19 protein-coding genes are annotated in these 22529 nt (G+C 66.9%); 10 read left to right on the top strand and 9 right to left on the bottom strand.

Features of this window, described 5'->3' with window-relative positions:
* Positions 1-4: 4 nt before the first annotated feature.
* From rnpA to AB4Y98_RS09725, 6 genes are all read left to right on the top strand, one after another.
* The gene (gene rnpA / locus AB4Y98_RS09750; RefSeq protein ID WP_025875580.1) at positions 5-499 is read left to right on the top strand and encodes a ribonuclease P protein component; all 495 of its coding nucleotides are present in this window, start codon (positions 5-7) and stop codon (positions 497-499) included.
* Complete coding sequence (gene yidC, locus AB4Y98_RS09745; protein WP_025875582.1) at positions 499-2214, top strand: membrane protein insertase YidC; 1716 nt, start codon at positions 499-501, stop codon at positions 2212-2214. Before rnpA ends, yidC begins: the two co-directional genes overlap by 1 nt.
* Positions 2215-2343: 129 nt before the next feature.
* Complete coding sequence (locus AB4Y98_RS09740; protein WP_442244254.1) at positions 2344-5013, top strand: polysaccharide deacetylase family protein; 2670 nt, start codon at positions 2344-2346, stop codon at positions 5011-5013.
* A gap of 3 nt (positions 5014-5016) precedes the next feature.
* Positions 5017-6366: a tRNA uridine-5-carboxymethylaminomethyl(34) synthesis GTPase MnmE gene (gene mnmE / locus AB4Y98_RS09735; protein ID WP_032978488.1), complete on the top strand. Its 1350-nt coding sequence runs from the start codon at positions 5017-5019 to the stop codon at positions 6364-6366.
* A gap of 156 nt (positions 6367-6522) precedes the next feature.
* Positions 6523-7440, top strand: a complete 918-nt coding sequence (locus tag AB4Y98_RS09730) for a BRCT domain-containing protein (RefSeq protein ID WP_223483110.1) — start codon at positions 6523-6525, stop codon at positions 7438-7440.
* Between the two features lie 105 nt (positions 7441-7545).
* Positions 7546-8661 (top strand): glycerophosphodiester phosphodiesterase, encoded by a 1116-nt coding sequence (locus AB4Y98_RS09725; RefSeq protein WP_363734115.1) that lies wholly within the window; start codon positions 7546-7548, stop codon positions 8659-8661.
* A 196-nt stretch (positions 8662-8857) separates the two neighbouring features.
* On the opposite strand, the gene AB4Y98_RS09720 is transcribed toward AB4Y98_RS09725, so the two are convergent.
* Positions 8858-9628 (bottom strand): rhomboid family intramembrane serine protease, encoded by a 771-nt coding sequence (locus tag AB4Y98_RS09720; RefSeq protein ID WP_032978492.1) that lies wholly within the window; start codon positions 9626-9628, stop codon positions 8858-8860.
* Positions 9629-9734: 106 nt separating this feature from the next.
* A complete protein-coding gene (locus AB4Y98_RS09715) occupies positions 9735-10691 on the bottom strand; it encodes a TerC family protein (RefSeq protein ID WP_025875596.1) in 957 nt (318 codons plus the stop codon).
* 294 nt (positions 10692-10985) lie between these two features.
* On the opposite strand from AB4Y98_RS09715, the gene AB4Y98_RS09710 reads away from it, so the two are divergent.
* Positions 10986-12155: a class I SAM-dependent rRNA methyltransferase gene (locus AB4Y98_RS09710; protein WP_033832636.1), complete on the top strand. Its 1170-nt coding sequence runs from the start codon at positions 10986-10988 to the stop codon at positions 12153-12155.
* A gap of 72 nt (positions 12156-12227) precedes the next feature.
* On the opposite strand, the gene AB4Y98_RS09705 is transcribed toward AB4Y98_RS09710, so the two are convergent.
* Together AB4Y98_RS09705 and AB4Y98_RS09700 are read right to left on the bottom strand one after the other, a co-directional pair.
* The gene (locus AB4Y98_RS09705; protein WP_312107785.1) at positions 12228-13094 is read right to left on the bottom strand and encodes a hypothetical protein; all 867 of its coding nucleotides are present in this window, start codon (positions 13092-13094) and stop codon (positions 12228-12230) included.
* Positions 13091-13909, bottom strand: a complete 819-nt coding sequence (locus tag AB4Y98_RS09700) for a protein klaA (RefSeq protein ID WP_099786352.1) — start codon at positions 13907-13909, stop codon at positions 13091-13093. Before AB4Y98_RS09700 ends, AB4Y98_RS09705 begins: the two co-directional genes overlap by 4 nt.
* Positions 13910-14065: 156 nt before the next feature.
* Between AB4Y98_RS09700 and AB4Y98_RS09695 the strand changes: the two genes are divergently transcribed.
* Positions 14066-15307, top strand: coding sequence for a dipeptidase (locus tag AB4Y98_RS09695; RefSeq protein WP_442244253.1), 1242 nt, complete (start codon positions 14066-14068; stop codon positions 15305-15307).
* A gap of 117 nt (positions 15308-15424) precedes the next feature.
* Here AB4Y98_RS09695 and AB4Y98_RS09690 read toward each other — a convergent pair whose 3' ends face one another.
* The 3 genes from AB4Y98_RS09690 to AB4Y98_RS09680 all read right to left on the bottom strand — a co-directional run bounded on the left by AB4Y98_RS09690 (position 15425) and on the right by AB4Y98_RS09680 (position 18555).
* A complete protein-coding gene (locus AB4Y98_RS09690; protein ID WP_032978503.1) occupies positions 15425-16852 on the bottom strand; it encodes an amino acid permease in 1428 nt (475 codons plus the stop codon).
* A 154-nt stretch (positions 16853-17006) separates the two neighbouring features.
* Positions 17007-17420 (bottom strand): hypothetical protein, encoded by a 414-nt coding sequence (locus AB4Y98_RS09685; protein ID WP_442244252.1) that lies wholly within the window; start codon positions 17418-17420, stop codon positions 17007-17009.
* Between the two features lie 46 nt (positions 17421-17466).
* Positions 17467-18555 carry an aldo/keto reductase gene (locus tag AB4Y98_RS09680; RefSeq protein ID WP_442244251.1) on the bottom strand — a complete coding sequence of 363 codons (1089 nt, stop codon included), beginning with the start codon at positions 18553-18555 and terminating at the stop codon, positions 17467-17469.
* Between the two features lie 98 nt (positions 18556-18653).
* On the opposite strand from AB4Y98_RS09680, the gene AB4Y98_RS09675 reads away from it, so the two are divergent.
* Positions 18654-19622, top strand: coding sequence for a LysR family transcriptional regulator (locus tag AB4Y98_RS09675; protein WP_033832632.1), 969 nt, complete (start codon positions 18654-18656; stop codon positions 19620-19622).
* Here AB4Y98_RS09675 and leuE read toward each other — a convergent pair.
* Positions 19560-20189, bottom strand: coding sequence for a leucine efflux protein LeuE (gene leuE / locus AB4Y98_RS09670; RefSeq protein ID WP_025875614.1), 630 nt, complete (start codon positions 20187-20189; stop codon positions 19560-19562). The two genes, AB4Y98_RS09675 and leuE, sit on opposite strands and share 63 nt — an antisense overlap.
* Before the next feature lie 12 nt (positions 20190-20201).
* Positions 20202-21176 carry a LysR family transcriptional regulator gene (locus AB4Y98_RS09665; protein WP_081794606.1) on the bottom strand — a complete coding sequence of 325 codons (975 nt, stop codon included), beginning with the start codon at positions 21174-21176 and terminating at the stop codon, positions 20202-20204.
* Positions 21177-21265: 89 nt separating this feature from the next.
* Here AB4Y98_RS09665 and AB4Y98_RS09660 point away from each other — a divergent pair, with 89 nt between their 5' ends.
* Positions 21266-22273 carry a zinc-binding alcohol dehydrogenase family protein gene (locus AB4Y98_RS09660; protein WP_442244250.1) on the top strand — a complete coding sequence of 336 codons (1008 nt, stop codon included), beginning with the start codon at positions 21266-21268 and terminating at the stop codon, positions 22271-22273.
* The last annotated feature ends 256 nt before the right edge of the window (positions 22274-22529 follow it).

Genomic DNA, 22529 nt, shown 5'->3' with positions numbered 1-22529 from the left:
TGCCATGCCGCATCCAGCGGCAGACGCAATCCATTCGACAGTGAATACTGCAGACCCGCGCAAGCGATTCCCTCGCTCTGCGCGGGTTCGCACGCGTGCCGAATATTCAACGGTCTTCAACGGCGCCCGCCGTGTGTCCGATCCGCTGATGACCCTGCACTGGCTACCGGCTGACCGGCCGGCCAGGCTGGGTCTGGCGGTTTCCCGCAAGGTCGATCCTCACGCCGTTGGGCGTAACCGGATCAAGCGCGTCCTGCGCGACGCCTTGCGTCAGACACGAACCGACATACAGCCAGGCGACTTCGTCGTCGTGGCTCGTACTGCTGCGCGTCATGCCAGCAACGAAGATATCCGCCAGGCCTTCCTGCGCCTGCTGCGGCGCCTGCGCGCATTGCCCGCGCCGGGCGTGGACGGCACAATGCCGCCGCCTGATGGCATTGCCATTTCCTCCGTCACCGAGCCGGCACCGCGTCCCGGCCCCGCTGAGCCTGCCTGCTGATGAACCAGACCCGTGTTTTCCTGATCTTTGCCTGGCTGATGGTGGCCGTGCTGTTGTGGATGGAGTGGAGCCGTGAGAAGTCCGCCCCGACCCCGGCGCCGACGACCAGCTCGGCCCCGGCCGCCGCCCAGAGCGTCCCCGGCGCGTCCCCGGGCAGCATCCCCAGCGCGCAGGTTCCCGGTGCCCCGGGTCAGGCCGCTGCACAGGCCCAGGCCAGCGCCACCCCGTCCGCACAGACCGTGACCATCACCACCGACGTGCTGCGCCTGAAGCTCGATGGCGGCCGCGTGCTCGACGCCGAACTGCTGCAGTTCCCGCAGAGCAAGGACGAAGGCAGCCCGCCGGTGCGCCTGCTGACCGAAGATCCCGCGCATCCCTACAGCGCGATCAGCGGTTGGGCCAGCGAAGACAAGAACACCCCGGTGCCGGGTGCCGACGGTTTCAAGCTGGTCGGTGACACCCGCGACTTCGTGCTGGCCAAGGGCCAGAACGAACTGCAGGTTCCGTTCGTATGGACCGCCGACAACGGCGTGACCATCAAGCGCACCCTGATCGTGGGCCGCAACGAGTATGCGATCCGCTTCAAGGATGAAGTCAGCAATGCCGGCGCCGCGCCGTGGAACGGCTACGTCTACCGCACCCTGGACCGCAGCCCTACGATCCTGTCGCGGAGCATGACCAACCCGGACTCGTTCAGCTTCAACGGTGCCACCTGGTACGACAACGACAAGAAGTACCAGCGTCGTGCGTTCAAGGATTATCTGGACGATGGCGCGCTGAACCAGAACATCACCGGCGGCTGGCTGGCGATGCTGCAGCACCACTTCTTCACCGCCTGGATCCCGCAGAAGGACCAGACCGCACACTACGTGCTGTCGCAGGTGGCCGGTCGTGACCTGATCGAAGCGCGTGGCCCGGCCTTCACCGTGGCCCCGGGCCAGTCCACCAGCACCGAGGCCCGCCTGTGGGTCGGCCCGAAGCTGGTCAACCTGATCGCCAAGGAAGACGTGCCGGGTCTGGACCGTGTGGTCGACTACAGCCGCTTCTCGATGATGGCGGTGATCGGCCAGGGCCTGTTCTGGGTGCTCAACCAGGTGCACAAGCTGGTGGGCAACTGGGGCTGGGCCATCGTCGGCCTGGTGGTGCTGCTGAAGATCGTGCTGTACCCGCTGTCGGCGACGCAGTACAAGAGTGGCGCCAAAATGCGTCGCTTCCAGCCGCGCATCGCACAGCTGAAGGAACGCTATGGCGATGACCGCCAGAAGTTCCAGACCGCGATGATGGAGCTGTACAAGAAGGAAAAGATCAATCCGATGGGCGGCTGCCTGCCGATCCTCATCCAGATGCCGATCTTCTTCGCCCTGTACTGGGTGCTGGTGGAATCGGTCGAACTGCGCCAGGCGCCCTGGTTCGGCTGGATCCAGGACCTGACCGCCCGCGACCCGTACTTCATCCTGCCGGTGATCAACGTGGCGGTGATGTGGTTCACCCAGAAGCTGACGCCAGCACCGGGCATGGACCCGATGCAGCAGAAGATGATGCAGTTCATGCCGCTGGTGTTCGGCGTCATGATGGCCTTCATGCCGTCCGGCCTGGTGCTGTACTGGGTGGTCAATGGTGGCTTGGGCCTGCTGCAGCAGTGGTGGATGACCAAGCGCCACGGCAGCGATCCGGTGCCGGCCACGGCAGCTACCGCTCCGGCCAAGAAAAAGTAAGGCGCGTCTGCGCCGACGGGTAGAGCCGGCCGCTGGCCGGCTGGCCCAGCAAAGGCCCGCCGCAAGGCGGGCTTTTCGCATGCAGCGTTAGAATCGCCGGCACACCATTCCCCTTTGTTCGAGTCCGCCATGCTGCGTGCGCCGTCGTTCCGCCTGTTCCTGCCCAGCCTGCTGTTGACCCTGCTCGTGGCCGGCTGCAGCGACAAGGACGCGCAGGCACCGGCGGCAGTCACCCAGCCGAGCGCACAGGCCGCTGCCGCCGCCGACCCGGCCGCCGCGCCGTTGCTGGGCGCATTGCAGAAGCAGCTCGACGGCTATCGACGGATCATCGTGCTGCTGGCCGATGAGGAACAGCAGTCCGAGGCCGATCGCACCACCTCCACCCGCATCGGCCAGCAACTGTTCCACGATGGCCTGGAACAGCGCAGCGCCATTGCCGCGCAGTTCGACACGCTGCTGCGCGGCACCAGCCCGCAGCGCTTCGCAACCCTGGGCACGGTGCTGGATTACATCGAGTCGGCACCGGAACTGTTCGATGCCGATCGCCTGGCGTTCCGCGAGGTGCTGCGTGACCTGCACGAACGCATCGGCGCTGACTCCTCGTTGCCGGCGGTGAAGCTGCACCAGCGCATCGGCGAAGATCTGGAGGCGCTCGACGAGATCGAGCGCAACTACAACCAGGAACTGACCCGCATCTTCAGCCGCTTCGAGCGCACCCGTGCCATCGAACTGAAGCGCGAGAAGTGGGACGACTACATCGCGCACCTGCACAAGGACTACAGCCGCGAAGCGATCCTGCGCGACTACGGCGTGATCGAGCCGTACCCGATGTCGATGAAGGACAGCGACCGCGAGATCTTCGGCCGCGATCTGCCACCGAAGACGGTGGTGCTGACCTTCGACGATGGCCCGCACAAGGCCTATACCGATGAAGTGGTGGCCATCCTCAAGCGCTACGACGTACCGGGCGTGTTCTTCGAGGTCGGTCGCAACCTGGGCAAGGTCGACACCGACGGCAAGGTCAGCCTCGGGCCGATGGCGAAGATCAGCCGCAACCTGATGGAAGAGGGCTACGCCGTCGGCAACCACAGCCTGACCCATGCGCAGCTGTCGCGCACCACCGGTGATGCGCTGCGCCAGCAGGTGCTGGACACTGATACCCTGCTGAAGGACGTGGACAGCAAGCGCGCGCCGCTGTTCCGCTTCCCGTATGGCGCACGCAACGCCGAAGGCCTGCAGCTGCTCAACGAGGCGGGCCTGAAGTCGATCATGTGGAACATCGATTCGATGGACTGGGCCGACCCGGTGCCCGAATCGATCGTGCAGCGCGTGCTCGACCAGGTGAACAAGGAACAGCGCGGCATCATCCTGTTCCACGATATCCACGACCGCGCGGTGAAGGCATTGCCGCAGATCCTGGACCGGCTGATCGCCGACGGCTACCAGTTCGCCGGCTGGAATGGCCGCGACTTCAGCGTCGCCCGGCCGCGCAAGGGCAGCGACCGCGATGCCACCGTCACCACCGGCTATGAAAAATCGTGGGCGATCGTGGTCGGCATCGACACCTACGCCAAGTGGCCGAAGCTGGAATACGCCAGCCATGACGCACAGGCGGTGGCCGATACCCTGACCGGGCAGTTCGGCTTCCCGTCCTCGCAGGTGATCGTGCTGAAGAACGAGCAGGCCACCCGCAACAACATCCTGGCCGCCTTCCACGACCGCCTCGCCGACGACCGCACCGGAAAGAACGACCGCGTGTTCGTGTTCTTCGCCGGCCATGGCGCTACCCGCCAGCTCGCCTCCGGGCGCGACCTCGGCTACATCATCCCGGTGGACTCGGACCCGAAGGAATTCGCCACCGACGCCATCGCGATGACCGACATCCAGAACATCGCCGAAAGCATGCAGGCCAAGCACGTGATGTTCGTGATGGATGCCTGCTACAGCGGCCTCGGCCTGACCCGCGGCGGCCCATCGTCGTCGTCGTTCCTGCGCGAGAACGCGCGCCGCAGCGCGCGGCAGATGCTGACCGCCGGCGGTGCCGACCAGCAGGTGGCCGATGCCGGCCCGAACGGCCACTCGGTGTTTACCTGGGTGCTGCTGCAGGCATTGGCTGGCAAGGGCGATCTCAATGGCGATGGCCAGATCACCGGTACCGAGCTGGCCGCCTATGTGGCGCCGGCGGTGTCGGCGGTCTCGCAGCAGACGCCGGCGTTCGGCAGCTTGCCCGGCTCGCAGGGGGGCGAGTTCGTGTTCCAGGTGCCGGACAGCCAGGAATACCTCAACGCCGATACGCGCCAGCTGACAGCCGACGCGATCGCCCTGAACAACAAGGTCGACGCTGCCCAGGACGCCAAGAACAGCGAAGCGCCAGTGACCGTGGCCGACCTGCAGGGTGGCAAGGCCAAGCTGGTGGTGCCGACGGCCGGACCGGCCTCCGACCGCCAGCGCGCGCAGCAGGCCAATGACCGTGGCCTGCAGTTGTACCGCGAGAAGCGCTACGACGAAGCCGCCGTGCAGTTCGCCGAGGCGCTGAAGCTGCGCCCTGATTTCGCCCAGGCGGCCAACAACCTCGGCTTCGTCTATTACCGCCAGCAGCGCTACGCCGAAGCGGCGCGCTGGCTGGAGAACACCCTGAAGATCGATCCGTCGCGCGCGGTGGCCCATCTCAACCTGGGCGATGCCTACTTCAACGCCGGCGACAAGGCCAAAGCGAAGCAGGCCTACACCACCTACCTGGCCCTGCAACCGCAAGGCAGTGGTGCGGCGCAGGCGCGCGCGCAGCTGGAGAAGCTCTGAGCGATGAACGATATGAAGCGTACCGAGACCATCGTGGCCATTGCCAGCGCACCCGGCGCGGGTGGCGTGGGCCTGCTGCGCCTGTCAGGCCCGCGTGCCGCAGCGATTGCCAACGCGCTCGGCGCACCGACGTTGCGCCCGCGGCATGCGCATTACGCGCGCCTGCGCGATGCAGACGGTGAGGTGATCGATGATGGCATCGTGCTGTGGTTCCCGGCGCCGAACAGCTTCACCGGCGAAGAAGTGGTGGAGCTGCAGGGCCATGGCAGCCCGGTGCTGCTGCAGCAACTGGTCGCGCGCTGCATTGCATTGGGCGCGCGGCAGGCGCGGCCCGGCGAGTTCAGTGAGCGCGCGTTTCTCAACGGCAAGCTCGACCTGGCACAGGCCGAAGCCATCGCCGATCTGATCGCGGCCGGGGACAACCGCGCTGCGCGCGCGGCACGACGTTCACTGGACGGCGTGTTCTCGCGCCGCATCGAGGCGGTGGTCGAACAGCTGGTGCTGCTGCGCATCCACGTGGAAGCAGCCATCGATTTCGCCGACGAACCGCTGGATACGCTGGGTGGTGCACAGGTGCGGCGCGGGCTGGAACAGGCCCGCAGCGATCTGGCCCTGCTGCGTCGCGACGCAGAGCGTGGCCGCCGCCTGCGCGATGGCCTGCATGCGGTGCTGATCGGGCCACCGAATGCCGGCAAGAGTTCGCTGTTGAACGCGCTGGCCGGCAGCGAGCGTGCCATCGTCACCGACATCGCTGGCACCACCCGCGACACGCTGCGCGAGACCATCCGCCTGGATGGCCTGGAGCTGACTCTGGTCGACACCGCTGGACTGCGCGACGGTGGCGATGCCATCGAACGCGAAGGCATGCGTCGCGCGCGCGCGGAGATCGAGCGCACCGACCTGGCGTTGATCGTGCTGGATGCACGCGATCCGGCAGCCGGCGAAGCCGCGATCGGCGAAGCGGTACTGGCGGTGCCGCACAAGGTCTACATCCACAACAAGTCGGATCTGCTGGATGCGATGCCGGTGCGGGACGACCCGGACCGCGTTTTCGTCTCCGCTGCCACCGGCGCGGGACTGGACGAGCTGCATGCGCGCCTGCGTTCGATCGCTTCGGCCGGGGCAGGGGAGCAGGTGGAGGGCGAATTCTCCGCACGCACCCGCCACGTCGATGCGATCGAGCGCGCGCAGGAACACGCGCAGCGGGCGGATGGCGAGCTGGTGCACGAGCACCTGGAGCTGGCGGCCGAGGAGCTGCGTCTGGCGCACGACGCGCTGGGCGAAATCACCGGGCAGATGAGTGCCGATGATCTGCTGGGCAGGATTTTCTCCAGCTTCTGCATCGGCAAGTAGGCCTTGGTAGTGCCGGCCGCTGGCCGGCAATCCAGCCAAACGAGCTCCTCGGGGTGAGATCCCCGAAGGGGCTTTGACCCCACAAAATGACGCGATCGTCCCAATATTCCAGAACCTTGCCGGGCACGCTTGAGTACCTGCTCCGACCACGCTAGCGTGAAGGAAACTCTGGCAAAGGAACTGCAGATGCATCAGGACCATGTTTCTTACGTCCACTTCACCAGCCCGGCGCAGCTCACCCGTGCACTGAACTCGCTGGCGGGCATCATCGAAGGGATCTCCATTGATGGGGAGATCAACGCCGATGAACGCCGCTTCCTGGCTCATTGGATCCAGGATCATCTTCATCAGCGCCAACAGCACCCCTTCACCGAACTGATGCCGGTGGTCGAGCGCGCGCTTGGCGAGGGCCGCATGGACGAAGATGCGGTGGAAGACCTGCGATGGTTGATCGACCGGATGCGTTCAAGTGATCGGGTCAACGCTACTACGGCCGATCTCCAGCGGTTGCATGCTGTGCTGGGCGGCATCATCGCTGACGGCCGCGTTTCGGAAACCGAGTTGCGTGGCCTCTCGGACTGGATGGAAGAGCATGTCCATCTGCAGGGATGCTGGCCTTACGATGAAATCGGACACCTGGTGGCCAAGGTGCTGACTGATGGCGTGGTGGATGGCCAAGAACAGGATCTGCTTCGCCAGTTCTTCAGCGAGTTCATCGCCTTGGGCGACGACCGCACCCTGACCGATCCGTCGTTGCAGATCGCCGGAAGTCTGGTCGGGCTTTGCGCGGTGGCTCCCGAAATCCATTTCGAAGAGAAGGGATTCTGTTTCACGGGTGCTTCGTCCCGAGGGTCACGCGCCGATATCCACGCGCTGGTGACGGCACGAGGAGGACGGGTGCACAGTGCACCATCGAAGAAGGTGGACTACCTGGTGATCGGCGCTGAGGGAAATCCCTGCTGGAGTTACGCCTGCTACGGTCGCAAGGTGGAACGCGCAGTGGAACTGCGCAAGGAAGGACTCCGGATCATGATTGTCCATGAGCGTGATTTCCACGACGCCTTGGTTGACTGAGGATGCCGGGTCGGAGCCCCTTCGGGGATCCGACCCCAGCTCCCCCAACCTGTCACATTCCCGCCGCATACTGACGCCCATCACAAACCGCTTGGGGAAGTCGCAGTGAAGTCGTGGGGTCGTGCGTTGCTGTTGTCGCTGGCCGTGGCACCATCGGTGGCCATGAGTGCTGAATCCTCCCCTCCGGCCGCGCCCAAGGCGTCGGTCTACGGCCACCGCGGTGCAAGCGCGCTGCTGCCCGAGCACACGCTGGCGGCCTATGCGCAGGCCATCGCCGACGGTGCCGATTACATCGAACCGGACCTGGTGATGACCAAGGACGGGGTGATGGTGGCCCGCCATGAGAACGAAATCGGTGGCACTACCGATGTGGCCGAGCACAAGGAATTCGCCAAGCGGAAGACCCGCAAGGTCATCGACGGGCAGACGGTCGAAGGCTGGTTCACCGAAGACTTCACCTTGGCCGAGCTGAAGACCCTGTACGCCCGCGAGCGCCTGCCGGAGTTCCGCAGCACTGCCTACGACGGCCAGTTCCGCATTGCCAGCCTGGACGAGATCCTGGCGTTCCTGGTCCAGCAGGCCGGTCGTGCCAACCGTGGCATCGGCCTGGTGCCGGAGATCAAGCACCCGACCTACTTCCAGTCGATCGGCCTGCCGATGGAAGACACGCTGCTGGCCGCGCTGCGCGGCAACGCCTATACCAACGTCGGCCCGGTCACCATCCAGTCGTTCGAAACAGCCAACCTGCGCTACCTGCGCGGCAAGATCCCGCGTGGCAGCAACATCCGCCTGCTGCAGCTGCTGTGGAAGGGCGATACGCAGCCGGCCGACATCGCCAAGGCCGGCGGCGCGCTGACCTATGCGCAGATGATGACCCCGGCGGGGCTGAAGGACATCGCGGCCTATGCCGACGGCATCGGCCCGGAGCTGCGCTCGATCATCCCTCTGGATGCCAACGGTGCGCTGGGCACGCCGACGTCGCTGGTGCGCGATGCGCACGCGGTGGGCTTGATGGTGATTCCGTACACCTTCCGTCCGGAGAACCATTTCCAGGCCAGCAACCTGCGCAAGGGCGCGGACAATGCGCGCAACGCGGAGGGGTCGATCGCGGAGATGCGTGCCTACCTGGCGACCGGCATCGATGCCTTCTTCACCGATGACCCGGCCCTGGGCCGGCAGGCGGTGGATGGAACGGGCGCGGCGGTGAACGCGGCGAACTGACCCGCTCTGGTAGATGCCAACCTTGGTTGGCACGCGGTCGCAGCAGGGAGCATGGGAACGCCGGACGCATGAGCGCCGACCAAGGTCGGCTACTACCGGAACGCGAGAATGCGGCGCCCAGGGTCAGAGCCCCTTCGGGGATCCAACCCCGACACGCTTAGGAGCTTGCCGGCCATCGGCCGGCACTACCGTTGCATCACGAGCGCGGGTCTTCCGGCCGGCGGAACGGGATCACCACATAGTCCTGCCCTTCGCGCGGCTGCCACAGCACCGGCACGCGCTGCGGCGACGGCGGCTCGAGTTCGTCATCGGCCAGCGGCTCGACCTCGTCTTCCTCGTCCTCCCAGCTGTAACGCGGGCGCGGCGGCAGCGGATCGGCGTTGCGGAACAGCAGCGCGGCGATGATGCCGGCGAAGGCTCCACCCATGTGCGACTGCCAGGACACACCGTCGGCATGCGGCAGCACGGTCATCAGCATGCCGCCGTAGAACAGCATGCCGATCAGCCCGGTGGCGATCGCCGCGCGGTCGCGGCGCAGCAGGCCAAGGCTGGCCAGCAGGAACATCAGGCCGTGGGTGACGCCACTGGCGCCGAGATGGAAGCTGCCGGGGTTGCCGAGCATCCACGCACCGATGCCCGAGCCCAGCCACAACAGGGGCAGGGCACGCAGCGTGGCTTTGGGATAGACGCTGCCGGCCAGGGTACCGAGGATCAGGATGGCGAAGCTGTTGGCGGCAATGTGTTCGACCGAGCCATGCAGCAGCGGTCCGCCGATCAGGCCAAGCAGGCCCTTGGCTTCCAGCGGTGCGACCGCCCAGGGCCGCCAGTCGAAATGGTCCTGCAGGGCGAACACAGCCACCAGCACCAGCACGGCGGCCAGGCTGGCATTGAAGGCGCGCAGGATGCGCGTGCGGTCGTTGCGGGCGGCCGGCGCGTCGCCGGCGGGCAGGGGCGCGTTCGTGTTCATACCCTCAGCAATGGCGGTGGCCGGCGCGAAACCAAGGCCACCGCCGCGGGAGAGTGGCTGCGACCGGCGGGACAATCCACCGGCCGCAGCGTTCAATCGGCCAGGATCAGGCGCCGCCTTCCTTCGGCGGGTTCTTCAGGCTCAGCACCACCGTGGCGGCGATGATCACCGCGACCACGCCCAGCGAGATCGGGGTCGGGATCTTGAACAGGTCGATGATCATCATCTTGATGCCGATGAAGGCCAGCACCAGGGCCAGGCCGTACGGCAGCAGGTGGAAGCGGTCGGCCATGCCGGCCAGCAGGAAGAACATCGCACGCAGGCCGAGCACCGCGAACACGTTGGAGGTCAGCACGATGAACGGGTCGGTGGTGATCGCGAAGATCGCCGGGATGCTGTCAACCGCGAAGATCACGTCGGTCACCGCGATCAGGATCAGCACCGCGAACAGCGGGGTGAACCAGCGCACGCCGTCGCGCTTGACGCTCATCGCATTGCCTTCGTAGTCCGGCAGCAGGCGCAGGTGCTTGCGCATCCAGCGCAGGGCCGGGTTGGCTTCCAGGTCAGGCTCCTGGCCCGCGGCGAACCACATCTTCCAGCCGGTGAAGAGCAGGAAGGCGCCGAATACATAGAGCAGCCAGTGGAACTGGGTGATCAGCACGCTACCGGCGAAGATCATGATCGTACGCAGCACGATCGCCCCCAGGATGCCGATGATCAGCACCTTCTGGCGCTGTTCCTCCGGCACCGCGAAGTAGCTCATGATCATCAGGAAGACAAAGATGTTGTCCACCGCCAGCGCCTTCTCGACCAGATAACCGGTCAGGAACTCCAGGCCGACCTTGTTGGCCACGACCTGGCCGGCGGTCTCGTTCAGGTAGAACCAGAGGCCGCCGTTGAAGGCCAGCGCCAGCGCGACCCAGCCGATGGACCACCACAGGGCTTCCTTGAAAGTGACCTTGTGCGGGCCACCGTGGCGCATCAATACGAGGTCGACCAGCAGGGCGATGACCACCACCGCTGCGAAGCCGCCCCACAACCACAAATTACCGATCGTCTGCATGGGTTTGTCCGTTGGGAAATGAAAAATGCCTCAAGCCGGACGGCGAGGATCTGCAACGGAGGATCGGGAGGGGATCCAGGGACAGAGCTTCGCCAGTACGGCGAAGGTCTCGCTCGCAGTTCCGATGGGCCGGAACTGCCGTTGCACCGGAGCCTGCGGGCTCGAATTGACGGCGACAACGTCTGGGAGCTACTCCCCTTCTGCCGCCGATTCTGCGGCCTGGCCGGGCCGGCGTCAAATGCCGGGCCTTCACCGGATCTCCGGCGCCCCATGCCCCCCGGCTACAATAGGCGGATGAATACCGCCCTCCCCGTTGTCCGCCTCAAGAACGCGTGGCGTTCCAGCCACCCGTGGATTTTCCAGAAACTGGTCGAAAAGCCGACCGTCCGCCCCAAGCCCGGCTCGCTCGTCGATGTCGTCGGCGTGGACGGCGAGTTCATCGGCCGTGGCTTCTACAACGGGCATTCGCGTATTGCCGTACGCATCCTCGAAACCGACCCGCAGATCCCGGTGGATGCTGGCTGGTTCTCGCGCAAGATCGCCCAAGCGGTGTCGCTGCGCCGCGAGGTGCTGAAGCTGGACGCGGTGTCCGACGCCTGGCGCGTGGTGCACAGTGAAGGCGACGGCCTGTCCGGCCTGGTGGTGGACCGTTACAACGATCTGGTGGTGGTCGAGTTCTTCGCCGCCGGCATGTTCCGCCACCGTGAGTGGATCTACGAAGCGCTGCGCGAACAGTTCCCGGGCTGCCGCTTCCACAGCTTCGCCGACGAGCACGTGCAGAAGCAGGAAAGCTTCGACTTCCACGGCAACACCACCACCGAAGCGTCGGTGATCACCGAGTACGGCATCAAGTTCCGCGCCGACCCGGCCGGTGCGCACAAGACCGGTTTCTTCGCCGACCAGCGCGAGAACCGTGAGTGGCTGAGCCAGCAGGTGGAAGGCAAGAGCGTGCTCGACCTGTGCTGCAACACCGGCGGTTTCGCCGTGTATGCGGCCGCGCGCGGTGCATCGGAAGTGGTCGGCATCGACATCGATGAAGACGTCATCCAGATCGCCAAGGGCAATTCGCGTCTGAACAACGTGCGCCCGAAGTTCGTCCAGTCCGACATCTTCCCGTGGCTGCGTGATGCGGCCAACCGCGGTGAGCAGTACGACGTGGTGATCCTGGACCCGGCGAAGATGACCCGCGACCGCGACCAGGTGATCACCGCGCTGAAGAAGTACCTGGACATGAACAAGCTGGCGCTGGGCGTGGTCAAGCCCGGTGGCCTGTTCGCCACGTTCTCCTGCACCGGCCTGGTGGCCGAGGACCAGTTCCTCGACATGCTGCGTCGTGCAGCGTACTTCTCGGGCCGCACCATCCAGATCCTGAAGGTGGCCGGCGCCGGTCCGGACCATCCGTTCATGGCCCACGTGCAGGAATCGCGTTACCTGAAGGCCGTGTTCTGCCGCGTGGTGGACTGACCCACGGCGCGTGGAGCCGAGTGCTGCTCGGCTCCCGCACACAGCGCGGAAGACTGCCCCCGTGCGCCAGCCTCAGGGCTGCGCGCGCGGTTGCGCAGGAACCGGCTGCAGCTGCTGCAGCAACCCGTTGATCACTTCGGACCTGCGCCGCAGATGGCGGCCGAGCACGATCGCCACCGCACCCAGCGCAAGCAGCGCCGGTACCGCAAGCAGCGCCAGCACCCAGCCGACGTCGAACAGAAGCCAGCCCAGCAGACGCTGGTCATGCCATCGCTGTGACCGTTCGGAGCGGGGCAGACCGGCTGCTTTCTCGAAGCGCGACTGCATTGCCGGCGATACCGGAACACCGATGTCCTCGCCCTTGGCCAGCGCACGGGCGGTGGCGACCACGGCCGGCGAGGCCACGCCGTAGGGAAGCTCCTGCTGTGCACGCAGATAGGCCTGCCACTGCGGGTTGAAGCCGCTGAAGTCCGGGCTGGCGATCAGCGCGTCCAGCTGGCGATGGTCGAGGCGATCGCCCTGGCCCATGGCGGGTGCGGTGATGCCCATGCTTCCCCATGCACCGCACAGCAGCATCGAACCCAGCGCGAACGACCAGGCGAAGCGGCGAAGGCGATGGCGGCTGAGCAGGTCGCGCACGCCGAAGAACATCCACACCAGCAGCAAGGGGGTCATGACCAGCAGGATAAGCAACTGCTTGCCTGTGTCCTTCGCTCCATAGCCGGCCGGCACCTGTGCCCACGACGGGGGGCCCAGCTCGGTGCCGGTAAATGCCAGCGCCATGTAGGACAGCGCCGTTGCCGCCAGCGGAAGGCAGGCCAGGCCGAAGACCCGCAGCAGCGAGGCCCGCCGGTAGAATGCGCGCAGGCCCGGAACGGCTTCCACCCGCGCCTGCAGGTCCGGTGGGATCTGCAGCGGATCGCGTACCGGCGCGCTCATGCCGGCACCGCCGATGTGCGCAGCAACTGCTGCAGGGCCTGTTTCAGCTGGTCCTGTGCCTGTGCCGCGCTGGCGATCATCTGCGGGCTGGCGTTGTCGCTGTTGTGCAGCGCCTGGATGGTCTGGCGCCAGATCGGCAGCAGGATCTGCACCGTCTCGCTGTAACGGTCCAGCAGGTCGATGGCATGGCTGCGTGCCAGCTGCACCTGCATCCGGCTCATCGAATGGCTGGCCAGCAGCGCGGTCAGGTTGGCTACGCGGCGTTGCAGCCGCTCGACCGGACGGTCGAGCACCGGCGCGCCATCGTCGCTGTCCACGGCCGCTGGCAGCTCCTGCAGGAACTGCACGCCTGCATCGATGTACACCTGCAGTCGCACCCCCTGCACGTCATGCTCGAGCAGCTGCGCATCCAGTCGATCGACGCTGGCCCGCACGGCAATGGCTTCGCGCTCGATCCTGGCCAGGACATCGCCGTTGCTGCCCATGGCAATGCGACGGCGCAGGCGTTCTTCGATATCGGCACCGGTGAACCGCTCCCACCATCCCGCGCGCTGCAGCAGCGCATTGGGATCGTGTTCGGACAGCCGGCTGACCAGTTCGGCAAGCGCCTGGGCCAGTGCGTTGGCGCTGCCATCCTGCCAGGCCGGCTCGGCGCTGGCGCTGGCCAGGTCGGCCGGGCCATAGCGACCGATGTCGGTACGCCCGGCAAACAACGTTGGCAGCACATCACGCTTGAGCTGCTCGACGGTGACCGTGCTGGCGGGGACGGGCGCCTGGCCCTGCACGGGCAGCGCCGGAGGCTGGGAGTTCGACATCGATGCTTCCATTCCATGGTCGACGCAGCACGCGGTGCTGCACGCTGACTTATCGGCTGCCGGCGAGTGTAATGGAGCTGGCGGGTCAATACGGCACTACCGGCGTTGGCCGTCGCGGCGCTATGGTCGTGTCCTTCCCATTGCCGGTGGATGCCCATGCCGTCGTTGCGTCGCCTGTCCCTGCTGCTCGCCCTGGCGCTGAGTGCGCCGCTGTCCGCCCATGCCATCGACTTCAGCACGCAGGAGCTGGCCCGTGCCAAGGCACTGCAGCAGCGCCTGCTGACCCTGGATAGTCATCTGGATACGCCGGCCAACTTCGGCCGCGACGGCTTCGACATCGAGCAGCGGCACGACCGCAACGCACTCTCGCAGGTGGACTACCCGCGCATGGTCGAAGGTGCGCTTGATGGCGGCTTCTGGGCGATCTATACCGACCAGGGCGACCGCACGGCCGCCGCGCATCTGGCCGAGCGCGACCACGGCCTGCAGCGGTTGCTGGAGATCCGGCAGATGCTGGCCGCCAATCCCGAGCGCTTCGTATTGGCGCTGACCGCCGATGACGCGGCGCGGATCAAGGCCGCCGGCAAGCGCGTGGTCTACATCAGCATGGAGAACGCCAGTCCGCTGGTGGCCGACCCCAGCCTGCTGTCGTTCTATCACCGTGCGGGCCTGCGCCTGCTCAGCACCGTGCACTTCGCCAACAACGAGTTCGCCGATTCGGCCACCGATCCCAAGGGGGCTGAATGGAAGGGCCTGAGCCCGGCCGGCAAGGACCTGGTGCGCGAGGCGGTGAAGCTGGGCATCGTCATCGACCAGTCGCACGCCTCCGACGCCGTGTTCGACGATCTGCTGGCGATGATGCCGGTGCCGTTCGTGCTGTCGCACAGCTCGGCCAAGGCGGTCTACGACCACCCACGCAATCTTGATGACGCGCGCCTGCGCAAGCTGGCCAAGGCTGGTGGGGTGATCCAGGTGAACGCGTATGGCGGCTACCTGATCGACACCGCCAAGTCGCCCGAGCGCAAGCAGGCCGAAGAAGCCCTGAGCAAGCAGCTGGGTGGCTGGGATGGCATGACCATCGAACAGGGCGTGGCGCTGCAGAAGGCCGAGCAGGCACTGGACCACGAACACCCGGTGCGCCACGCCAGCCTGGACGACTTCTTCGCCCATTTCGAGCACATCCTGAAGGTGGTCGGCCCCGAGCACGTGGGCATCGGTCTGGACTGGGATGGCGGTGGTGGCCTGAGCGACCTGCCCGATGTCAGCCAGCTGCCGAAGATCACCGCGTGGCTGCTGCGCAAGGGGTACAGCGAACAACAGATCGCCGCCATCTGGGGAGGCAACCTGCTGCGGGTGATGCGCCAGGCGCAGGACCATGCGGCAAAGCAGGGCGGTTAGCCGCCCTGCGGTAGTGCCGGCCGCTGGCCGGCAACTGCATGCAGCCAATTGATACGAAGGTTGCCGGCCAGCGGCCGSCACGACCCAAAGACCGCCGGACCTGGCCCGGCGCTACCTTTACCGGCCGATCAGCGCGTTGCGACGGCTGTAGGCGAAGTACAGCACCAGGCCGACCACGTTCCACGCCAGGAAGTAGAGCTGGGTGGTGTGCGGCAGGCTGATGAACAGGTAGATGCAGCCCAGCGCCGCCAGCGGGCCGACAATGAAGGCCAACGGCGTGCGGAAGGTGCGCTCGCGGTTCGGCTCACGCACGCGCAGCACCACCAGGCAGATGCCAACGGCGGTGAACGCGGCCAGGGTACCGGCATTGGCCAGTGCGGCGATCTCGTCCAGGCGTGCAACGCCGGCCAGTGCCGACACCACCAGGGCAGTGAACAGCGTGGTCGCCACCGGCGTGCCGGTACGTGCGTTGACCTTGGACAGGCCACGCGGCAGCAGTCCATCGCGGCTCATGACGAAGAAGATGCGGCTCTGGCCGTACAGGAAGGCCAGCAAGACGGTCGGCAGGGCGATGATGGCGATCACGCCGATCAGCATCGCGGCGGTGGGCTGGCCCAGCTGGCGCATGATCAATGCCAGCGGCTCGGCACTCTGGCCGAACACGGTGTAGCTCATCGCACCGATCGCGGCCAGCGCCACCAGCACGTACACGATGGTGCAGCCGACCATCGAGCCGATGATGCCGATGGACAGGTCGCGCCCGGGGTTCTTGGTTTCTTCGGCGGCGGTGGAGATCGCGTCGAAGCCGTAGAACGCGAAGAAGATGATCGCCGCTGCCGCCATCACGCCGCGCTCGACGCCATCCGGGCCCAGCGTCTTGGCGAATCCGTAAGGCATGAACGGCTGCAGGTTGTTGGCGTCGAACGCCGGCAGGGCCACCGCCACGAAGATCGCCAGCGCGATCAGCTTGAACACGACCAGGATCGCGTTGAGGGTGGCGCTTTCCTTGGTACCGGCCATCAGCATCAGGGCCACCAGCCAGGTGATGACGATGGCGGGCAGGTTGATCATGCCGCCATCGACGTGCGGGCCTGCCGCGAGCATCGCCGGCAGGCGCAGGTCCCAGCCGAACTGGGTATGTACCCATTCCAGGAAGCCGACGAAATAGCCGGACCAGCCGACCGCCACGGTACTCACCACCAGCGAGTACTCCAGGATCAGGCTCCAGCCCACCACCCAGGCAAACACTTCGCCCAGGGCACTGTAGCTGTAGGTATAGGCGCTGCCGGCGGCAGGCATCATCGTGGACAGCTCTGCATAGGCCAATGCCGCGCAGGCACACACCGCGCCGGCGATGGCGAAGGAGATCAGCACGGCCGGGCCAGCGCGGTCGGCACCCACGCCGATCAGGGTATAGATGCCGGTGCCGACGATGGCGCCGATGCCCAGCGCGATCAGGTGCGGCCAGCTGAGGGTCGGGACCAGACGCCGGCCGGCTTCATGGACGGTGACGGAATCTAGGGACTTGCGCCGGAGCAGGGACATGCAGGCCTCGGAAGGGGTGACTGAGAACGACAAGTCCCCGAGTGTGACCGAACGCAGCGCAGCATTGCCACTGACGGGGGTCATGGCCGACACAGCGCGCGCTGGACGCTGGGCACTCTGCCGGAAACGGCACAAACGGCCTCAGCACAGGCGCCTACCAGTGACAGCCGTCGTCCTGGAAGGCGTTGACGTCTTCGTCGAAGTCCGTGCGGCGACCGTCCCGGGCACGCACGTAGCTGAAGCTGTAGATCCGTGCACCCTGCGTGCTCAGTGTGTAGTGACCGTTGATGCGACCGTCCACGCGCTCTTCCCAGACGGTATCGAACTGGTAGGGGCGGTCTTCGTCCAGCACCGTGGTCTGTTCGGAGACCCGGCGCAGCGGCAGGCGCTCGCTGTGCCCGGCATAGCGCACATCGGCGCGGCCATCGTCCAGCCAGCGCCATTCCAGGTGGATCGTGTTGTTGCGGCCACCGCTGAGGCAGCGGTGCTCCGGTGCGGCCGTGGCCGGTCCACTGGCAAGCAGCAGCACCAGGGCTGCTGCGACCGCGAGCGTTGGTGTTGCGGCCATGGCGCTTTTGTCCAACGAGGGGCGCCAGCATAGCGCGCCCCCGCTGTTACCTGCCCAGCGCGCGTGGCTGCAGACGCGTACCACCGCTCATCAGCATGCGTGGCAGCGGCATCTGCAGGAAGTCGTGCGGGAAGGCAGGCGCGACCGTGCTGATCGCATCCAGCCGTGCCAGCGCCTCAGCCGGCAGCGCCAGATCCAGCGCCGCCAGGTTGTGTTCGAACTGGTCCAGGGTGCGTGCACCGACGATCGGCATTGCCCCGGCCGCGGGTCGTTGCAGCAGCCAGGCCAGAGCGACCTGCGCAGCCGAGTGCGACAGTTCCGCCGCGACGGCAGCGACTTCCCCGGCGATGTTCAACGAACGTGGCGTCAACGCGCCATTGATGAGGGCCACGTTGCGCCGGGAACCGCCCGGCGTAGCCTCCGGCGACTCGGCCGTGATGAGATCAGCCGCGCTGTACTTGCCGGTCAGCACCCCGCTGCCCAGCGGCGACCACGCCACCACGCCCAACCCGAGCGCCTCGGCCATCGGCAGCAGCTCCTGTTCGACGCTGCGCTGGATCAGGCTGTATTCGATCTGCAGGGCCACCAGCGGCGCCCAACCGCGCAGGTCGGCCAGGGTCTGCATGCGGGCGATCTGCCAGGCCGGCGTGTCCGAGATGCCGGCATACAGCACCTTGCCGCTGCGCACGAGATCGTCGAAACCGCGCATCACCTCGTCCACCCCGGTGGTGTCGTCCCAAGCGTGCAGGTACAGCAGATCCAGGTAGTCGGTGCCGAGCCGGCGCAGGCTGTCCTCCACCGAGCGCATCATGCTCTTGCGATGGTTGCCGGCGTTGTTCGGATCGCCGGGCACGGTCGCCAGGGTGTACTTGCTGGCGATCACCAGCCGTTCGCGGCGGCCCTGGGCGAATCGCCCGAGCAGCGTCTCGGCGCTGCCATTGGTGTAGTTGTTTGCGGTATCAACGAAGTTGCCACCGCGTTCGACGTAGGCATCGAAGATGCGGCGGGCCTCGGCTTCGTCCGCACCCCACCCCCAGTCGGCGCCGAAGGTCATCGTGCCCAGCGCCATCGGGCTGACACGCAGGCCGGAGCGACCGAGCAGGCGGTAGTGATCAAGTGACATGTGGCATTCCATCGGAGGAGGCGGTGTGCCGCCGGGAGGCAAAGCATCCGCCCGATGATCCTGTGGATAAACTGGACACAGCCGAACTGACAATGAAGGAAGGCTTCACAATGGATCCCTCCGCACCGCTGTCGGCGGTGGTCGCGTTTGTCCACGTGGCCGACCACGCCAGCTTTACCCGCGCCGCAGATGCGCTTGGTGTCTCGACCTCGGCACTGTCACAGAGCGTGCGCGCGCTGGAAGCGCGGATGGGCGTGCGCCTGTTGCAACGGACCACGCGCCGGGTGGGCCTGACCGAGCACGGTGCGCGCTTCCTGCAGCGCGTACGTGGCGGGCTGGCACAGATCGAATCGGCCTTCGAAGACCTGGACAGCGCGCGGACCGTGCCGGCCGGTCGGCTGCGCATCACCCTGCCACGCATCGTTGCCGAGCGCCGGGTCCTGCCGGCGCTGCCGTCCTTCCTGGCCCGGTATCCGCAGGTGGAGGTGGAACTGTGCGTGGAACCGGCGTTGACCGATCTGGTCGCCGAGGGTTTCGACGCAGGCATCCGCCTGGGGGAATCGTTGGCGCAGGGCATGATCGCGGTGCCGATCGGGCCGCCCGAGCGCCAGGTGGTGGTGGCCACGCCGGGCTACTTCGCGCGCCACGGTGTGCCGCAGAGCCCGCAGGAGCTGCAGGGCCACGACTGTATCGTCCATCGCCGCGCCAATGGCCGGCTGATGCCCTGGGAGTTCAGCCGTGAGGGGCGTGACCTGGACGTAGCCGTCGAGGGCCGGCTGGTGTTCAACGATGCCGAACTGGCCTATGCGGCGGTGCTGGCTGGGCTGGGCATGGCGCAGGGGTTCGCCTCACTGGTCGCCGACGACCTGGCTGCCGGCCGCCTGCGCAGCGTGCTGGAGGACTGGCAGCCGCCGTTCCCCGGCTTTCATCTGTACTACCCGGCGCGCGAGCATATGGCGCCCAAGCTGCGGGTGTTCATCGACCACCTGCGCGCTGCCTGCCACGCCGACGGGATCTCAGCCGTTCAGGCCCAGGCGGATGCCGAAGCCGACCAGGAACAGCCCGGCCACGCGCCGTAGCGCATCGCTGACCCGCGGGTGCTGGATCAACCGGCGGCGGGCCAGGTTGCCGACCCAGATCAGCAGCGAGCAGTAGGCGATGCTGACCACGAAGATGATCCCGGCCAGCGCGGCGAACGTAGCGATGCCCTGGTGGGCCTTCGGGTCGATGAACAACGGCAGGAAGGCCATGTAGAACAGGATCGCCTTCGGATTGAGCAGGCTGACCAGGATCGCCTGGTGGAAGTAGCGTCCGGGCTGCATGCGCACCGGGCCAACGTCGGCACCGTCACCCTTGGGCGTGCGCAGCAGGCTGATGCCTACCCACACCAGATACGCCGCGCCGAGATACTGCACGGCATGGAACACCGTCGGATTGGCCTTCAGCAGCGCAGCCACGCCGGCCAGTGCCAGCCACATCAGGATCTGGTCGCCGACCAGCAGGCCGGCCAGCGCCGTGTAGCCGCCGCGCACACCGCCGCGACCGGTAGCGGTCAGCAGGGTGAAGGTGCCCGGCCCGGGCAGCGCCAGAAACACCAGCACAGCGAGCAGGAAGGTCCACAGGTCCTGGATGCCCATCCACGGCATGGCGCGACTCTCTTACAACGGGGGAGCGCCATTGTCGGCCAGTGCTGGCGCAGGCGACAGGGGCGTGTCGCCATTGCCGGGCATGGCGGACAGCAGCGGTTGCAGATGCTGGCGCAGCTGCGCGTGCAGTTGCCGCACCGCCGGTGAGAACTGCTTGCGATGGGGGCAGACGAGCTGCAGGGGAATGTGGCTGCCGATGCCATCCAGCAGCACCTGCAGGCGCCCTTCCAGCACGTCGTCGCGGACGTCCAGCCAGGACTTGTAGGTGATGCCTTCGCCGGCAACCGCCCAGCGCCGCACCACGTCGGCGTCGTCGCAGACCAGCGGCCCGCGCACCGGGATCACCACGCGGCGCCCCTCAATCTCGAACGACCAGCGATCGTAGGCGCGGCCGCCGAGCTGGTAGACAAGGCAATCATGCTCGCGCAGATCTTCCAAGCGGCTGGGCGTGCCACGCCGCCGCAGGTACCCGGGCGACGCAGCCAGCACCCGCCGGTTCTGTTCCAGCAAAGGCAGGGCGACGTAGCTGGCGTCGTCGAAGTGGCCGATGCGGATGGCCACGTCGACCGGGTCGCGGAACACGTCGGCCACTTCGTCGGACAGGCGCAGGTGCAGGCGCAGCCGTGGATGCGCCGCGCGGAACGCGGTCAGCCACGGCAGCAGCAGGTTGCGGCCGAAGTCCGACGGCGCCGACAACTGCAGGGTGCCGTGCAGTTCGGCGTCCTCGCCCTGCACCCGCGCCTGGCCTTCGCGCAGGGTGCTCAGAACCTCCTGTGCGTAGGGCAGATACAGCGCGCCTTCGGCGGTCAGCCGCAGGCTGCGGGTGGTGCGTACGAACAGGCGCAGGTCCAGTTCGCGTTCCAGTCGTGCCACCGCCGCGGCAACCTGGCCCGGCAGCAGGTCGGCCTCGCGCGCGGCCTGGGAGAAGCTGCCCAGCGCGGCGGTACGGACAAACAGCTGCAGATCGTCGAAGCGGACCATTTTCATTGCTGCAGTGAAAGTGTTGACCGATTCTGCGCCTTTCCGCCCCCCTGCGCACGGCGCACGCTGTGGTCTCTCCTCCCTGGATATCCCCCATGCGTGCCATTGCCTACACCCAAGCCGGCCTGCCGATCGACGACCCGCAGGCCCTGATCGATCTCGACCTGCCCCTGCCCCAGCCGGGCCCGCGCGACCTGCGGGTGGCGGTGCGCGCGGTGGCGGTGAATCCGGTCGACACCAAGGTGCGGCGCGGCGCCGCCACCGACGGCCCGCGCGTGCTGGGGTGGGATGCGGTCGGTGTGGTCGATGCGGTCGGCAGCGAGGTGACCCTGTTCCAGCCCGGCGATGCGGTGTACTACGCCGGTGTGATCGATCGCCCGGGCAGCAATGCCGAGTACCAGCTGGTGGACGAGCGCAGCGTTGGCCGCAAGCCGGCCAGCCTGGACGATGCCGCCGCTGCGGCGCTGCCGTTGACCGCGATCACCGCATGGGAACTGCTGTTCGACCGCCTGCGTATTGCCGAAGGCGGCGGCGAGGGCCAGACCCTGCTGGTGATCGGTGCAGCGGGTGGCGTGGGTTCGATCCTGGTGCAGTTGGCGCGCCGGCTGACGAAGCTGACGGTGATCGGCACCGCCTCGCGCCCGGAGACCCAGGACTGGGTGCAGGCGATGGGCGCGCACCATGTGATCGACCACACCCGGCCGCTGGCCGAGGGCCTGGCCCGGCTGGGCATCACCCAGGTGGACCATGTGGCCAGCCTGACCCACACCGACCAGCACTACGCGCAGCTCGTCGAGCTGCTGGCGCCGCAGGGGCAGCTGGGGCTGATCGATGATCCGGGCCAGATCAATGTGATGGCGCTCAAGCGCAAGGCGCTGTCGCTGCACTGGGAATCCATGTTCACCCGACCGCTGTACAGGACCGCGGACATGCAGCGCCAGCACCAACTGCTGAACCGGGTGGCCGATCTGGTCGATGCCGGCGTGCTGCAGACCACGCTTGGCGAGCACTTCGGGCGCATCGACGCGGCCAACCTGCGGCGCGCGCATGCGCTGCTGGAGAGCCACCGGGCCAAGGGCAAGATCGTGCTGGAAGGCTGGTAACGCCGGGCTGCGCCCGGCACCCGCAGAGGCAACGGCAACAGCGAGAGCCAGAGCCAGAGCAGGCTTCCTGTGGGTTGGCGGGGCGGTGTGGGTGTGCGGGGGCGCCGTGAACCCCCAGGCCGGCCCAGCCGCTGGCGGCTGGGCGTTCGGGCGCTTGCGAAGCAGTGCTTCGCACGCAAAGCGCCCTCACCCATGGGGGCTTGGTCGCCGCATCCATGCGGCTCAAACCCCGCAAACCCACACCGCCCCGCCTTCG

The organism is Stenotrophomonas sp. 2YAF26, from assembly GCF_052114625.1.
GTDB lineage: Bacteria > Pseudomonadota > Gammaproteobacteria > Xanthomonadales > Xanthomonadaceae > Stenotrophomonas > Stenotrophomonas indicatrix.
This window is presented reverse-complemented; position numbering and strand designations above follow the sequence as displayed.

What these genes read in the sequence shown, in the direction of transcription:
- AB4Y98_RS09690 (WP_032978503.1), bottom strand. Translation starts at nt 16,852, where the DNA reads ATGTCCCTGCTCCGGCGCAAGTCCCTAGATTCCGTCACCGTCCATGAA.
- rnpA (WP_025875580.1), top strand. Translation starts at nt 5, where the DNA reads ATGCCGCATCCAGCGGCAGACGCAATCCATTCGACAGTGAATACTGCA.
- AB4Y98_RS09720 (WP_032978492.1), bottom strand. Translation starts at nt 9,628, where the DNA reads ATGAACACGAACGCGCCCCTGCCCGCCGGCGACGCGCCGGCCGCCCGC.
- AB4Y98_RS09685 (WP_442244252.1), bottom strand. Translation starts at nt 17,420, where the DNA reads ATGGCCGCAACACCAACGCTCGCGGTCGCAGCAGCCCTGGTGCTGCTG.
- AB4Y98_RS09710 (WP_033832636.1), top strand. Translation starts at nt 10,986, where the DNA reads ATGAATACCGCCCTCCCCGTTGTCCGCCTCAAGAACGCGTGGCGTTCC.
- AB4Y98_RS09695 (WP_442244253.1), top strand. Translation starts at nt 14,066, where the DNA reads ATGCCGTCGTTGCGTCGCCTGTCCCTGCTGCTCGCCCTGGCGCTGAGT.
- AB4Y98_RS09715 (WP_025875596.1), bottom strand. Translation starts at nt 10,691, where the DNA reads ATGCAGACGATCGGTAATTTGTGGTTGTGGGGCGGCTTCGCAGCGGTG.
- mnmE (WP_032978488.1), top strand. Translation starts at nt 5,017, where the DNA reads ATGAACGATATGAAGCGTACCGAGACCATCGTGGCCATTGCCAGCGCA.
- AB4Y98_RS09740 (WP_442244254.1), top strand. Translation starts at nt 2,344, where the DNA reads ATGCTGCGTGCGCCGTCGTTCCGCCTGTTCCTGCCCAGCCTGCTGTTG.
- AB4Y98_RS09660 (WP_442244250.1), top strand. Translation starts at nt 21,266, where the DNA reads ATGCGTGCCATTGCCTACACCCAAGCCGGCCTGCCGATCGACGACCCG.
- AB4Y98_RS09700 (WP_099786352.1), bottom strand. Translation starts at nt 13,909, where the DNA reads ATGTCGAACTCCCAGCCTCCGGCGCTGCCCGTGCAGGGCCAGGCGCCC.
- leuE (WP_025875614.1), bottom strand. Translation starts at nt 20,189, where the DNA reads ATGCCGTGGATGGGCATCCAGGACCTGTGGACCTTCCTGCTCGCTGTG.
- AB4Y98_RS09680 (WP_442244251.1), bottom strand. Translation starts at nt 18,555, where the DNA reads ATGGAATGCCACATGTCACTTGATCACTACCGCCTGCTCGGTCGCTCC.
- yidC (WP_025875582.1), top strand. Translation starts at nt 499, where the DNA reads ATGAACCAGACCCGTGTTTTCCTGATCTTTGCCTGGCTGATGGTGGCC.
- AB4Y98_RS09705 (WP_312107785.1), bottom strand. Translation starts at nt 13,094, where the DNA reads ATGAGCGCGCCGGTACGCGATCCGCTGCAGATCCCACCGGACCTGCAG.
- AB4Y98_RS09665 (WP_081794606.1), bottom strand. Translation starts at nt 21,176, where the DNA reads ATGAAAATGGTCCGCTTCGACGATCTGCAGCTGTTTGTCCGTACCGCC.
- AB4Y98_RS09675 (WP_033832632.1), top strand. Translation starts at nt 18,654, where the DNA reads ATGGATCCCTCCGCACCGCTGTCGGCGGTGGTCGCGTTTGTCCACGTG.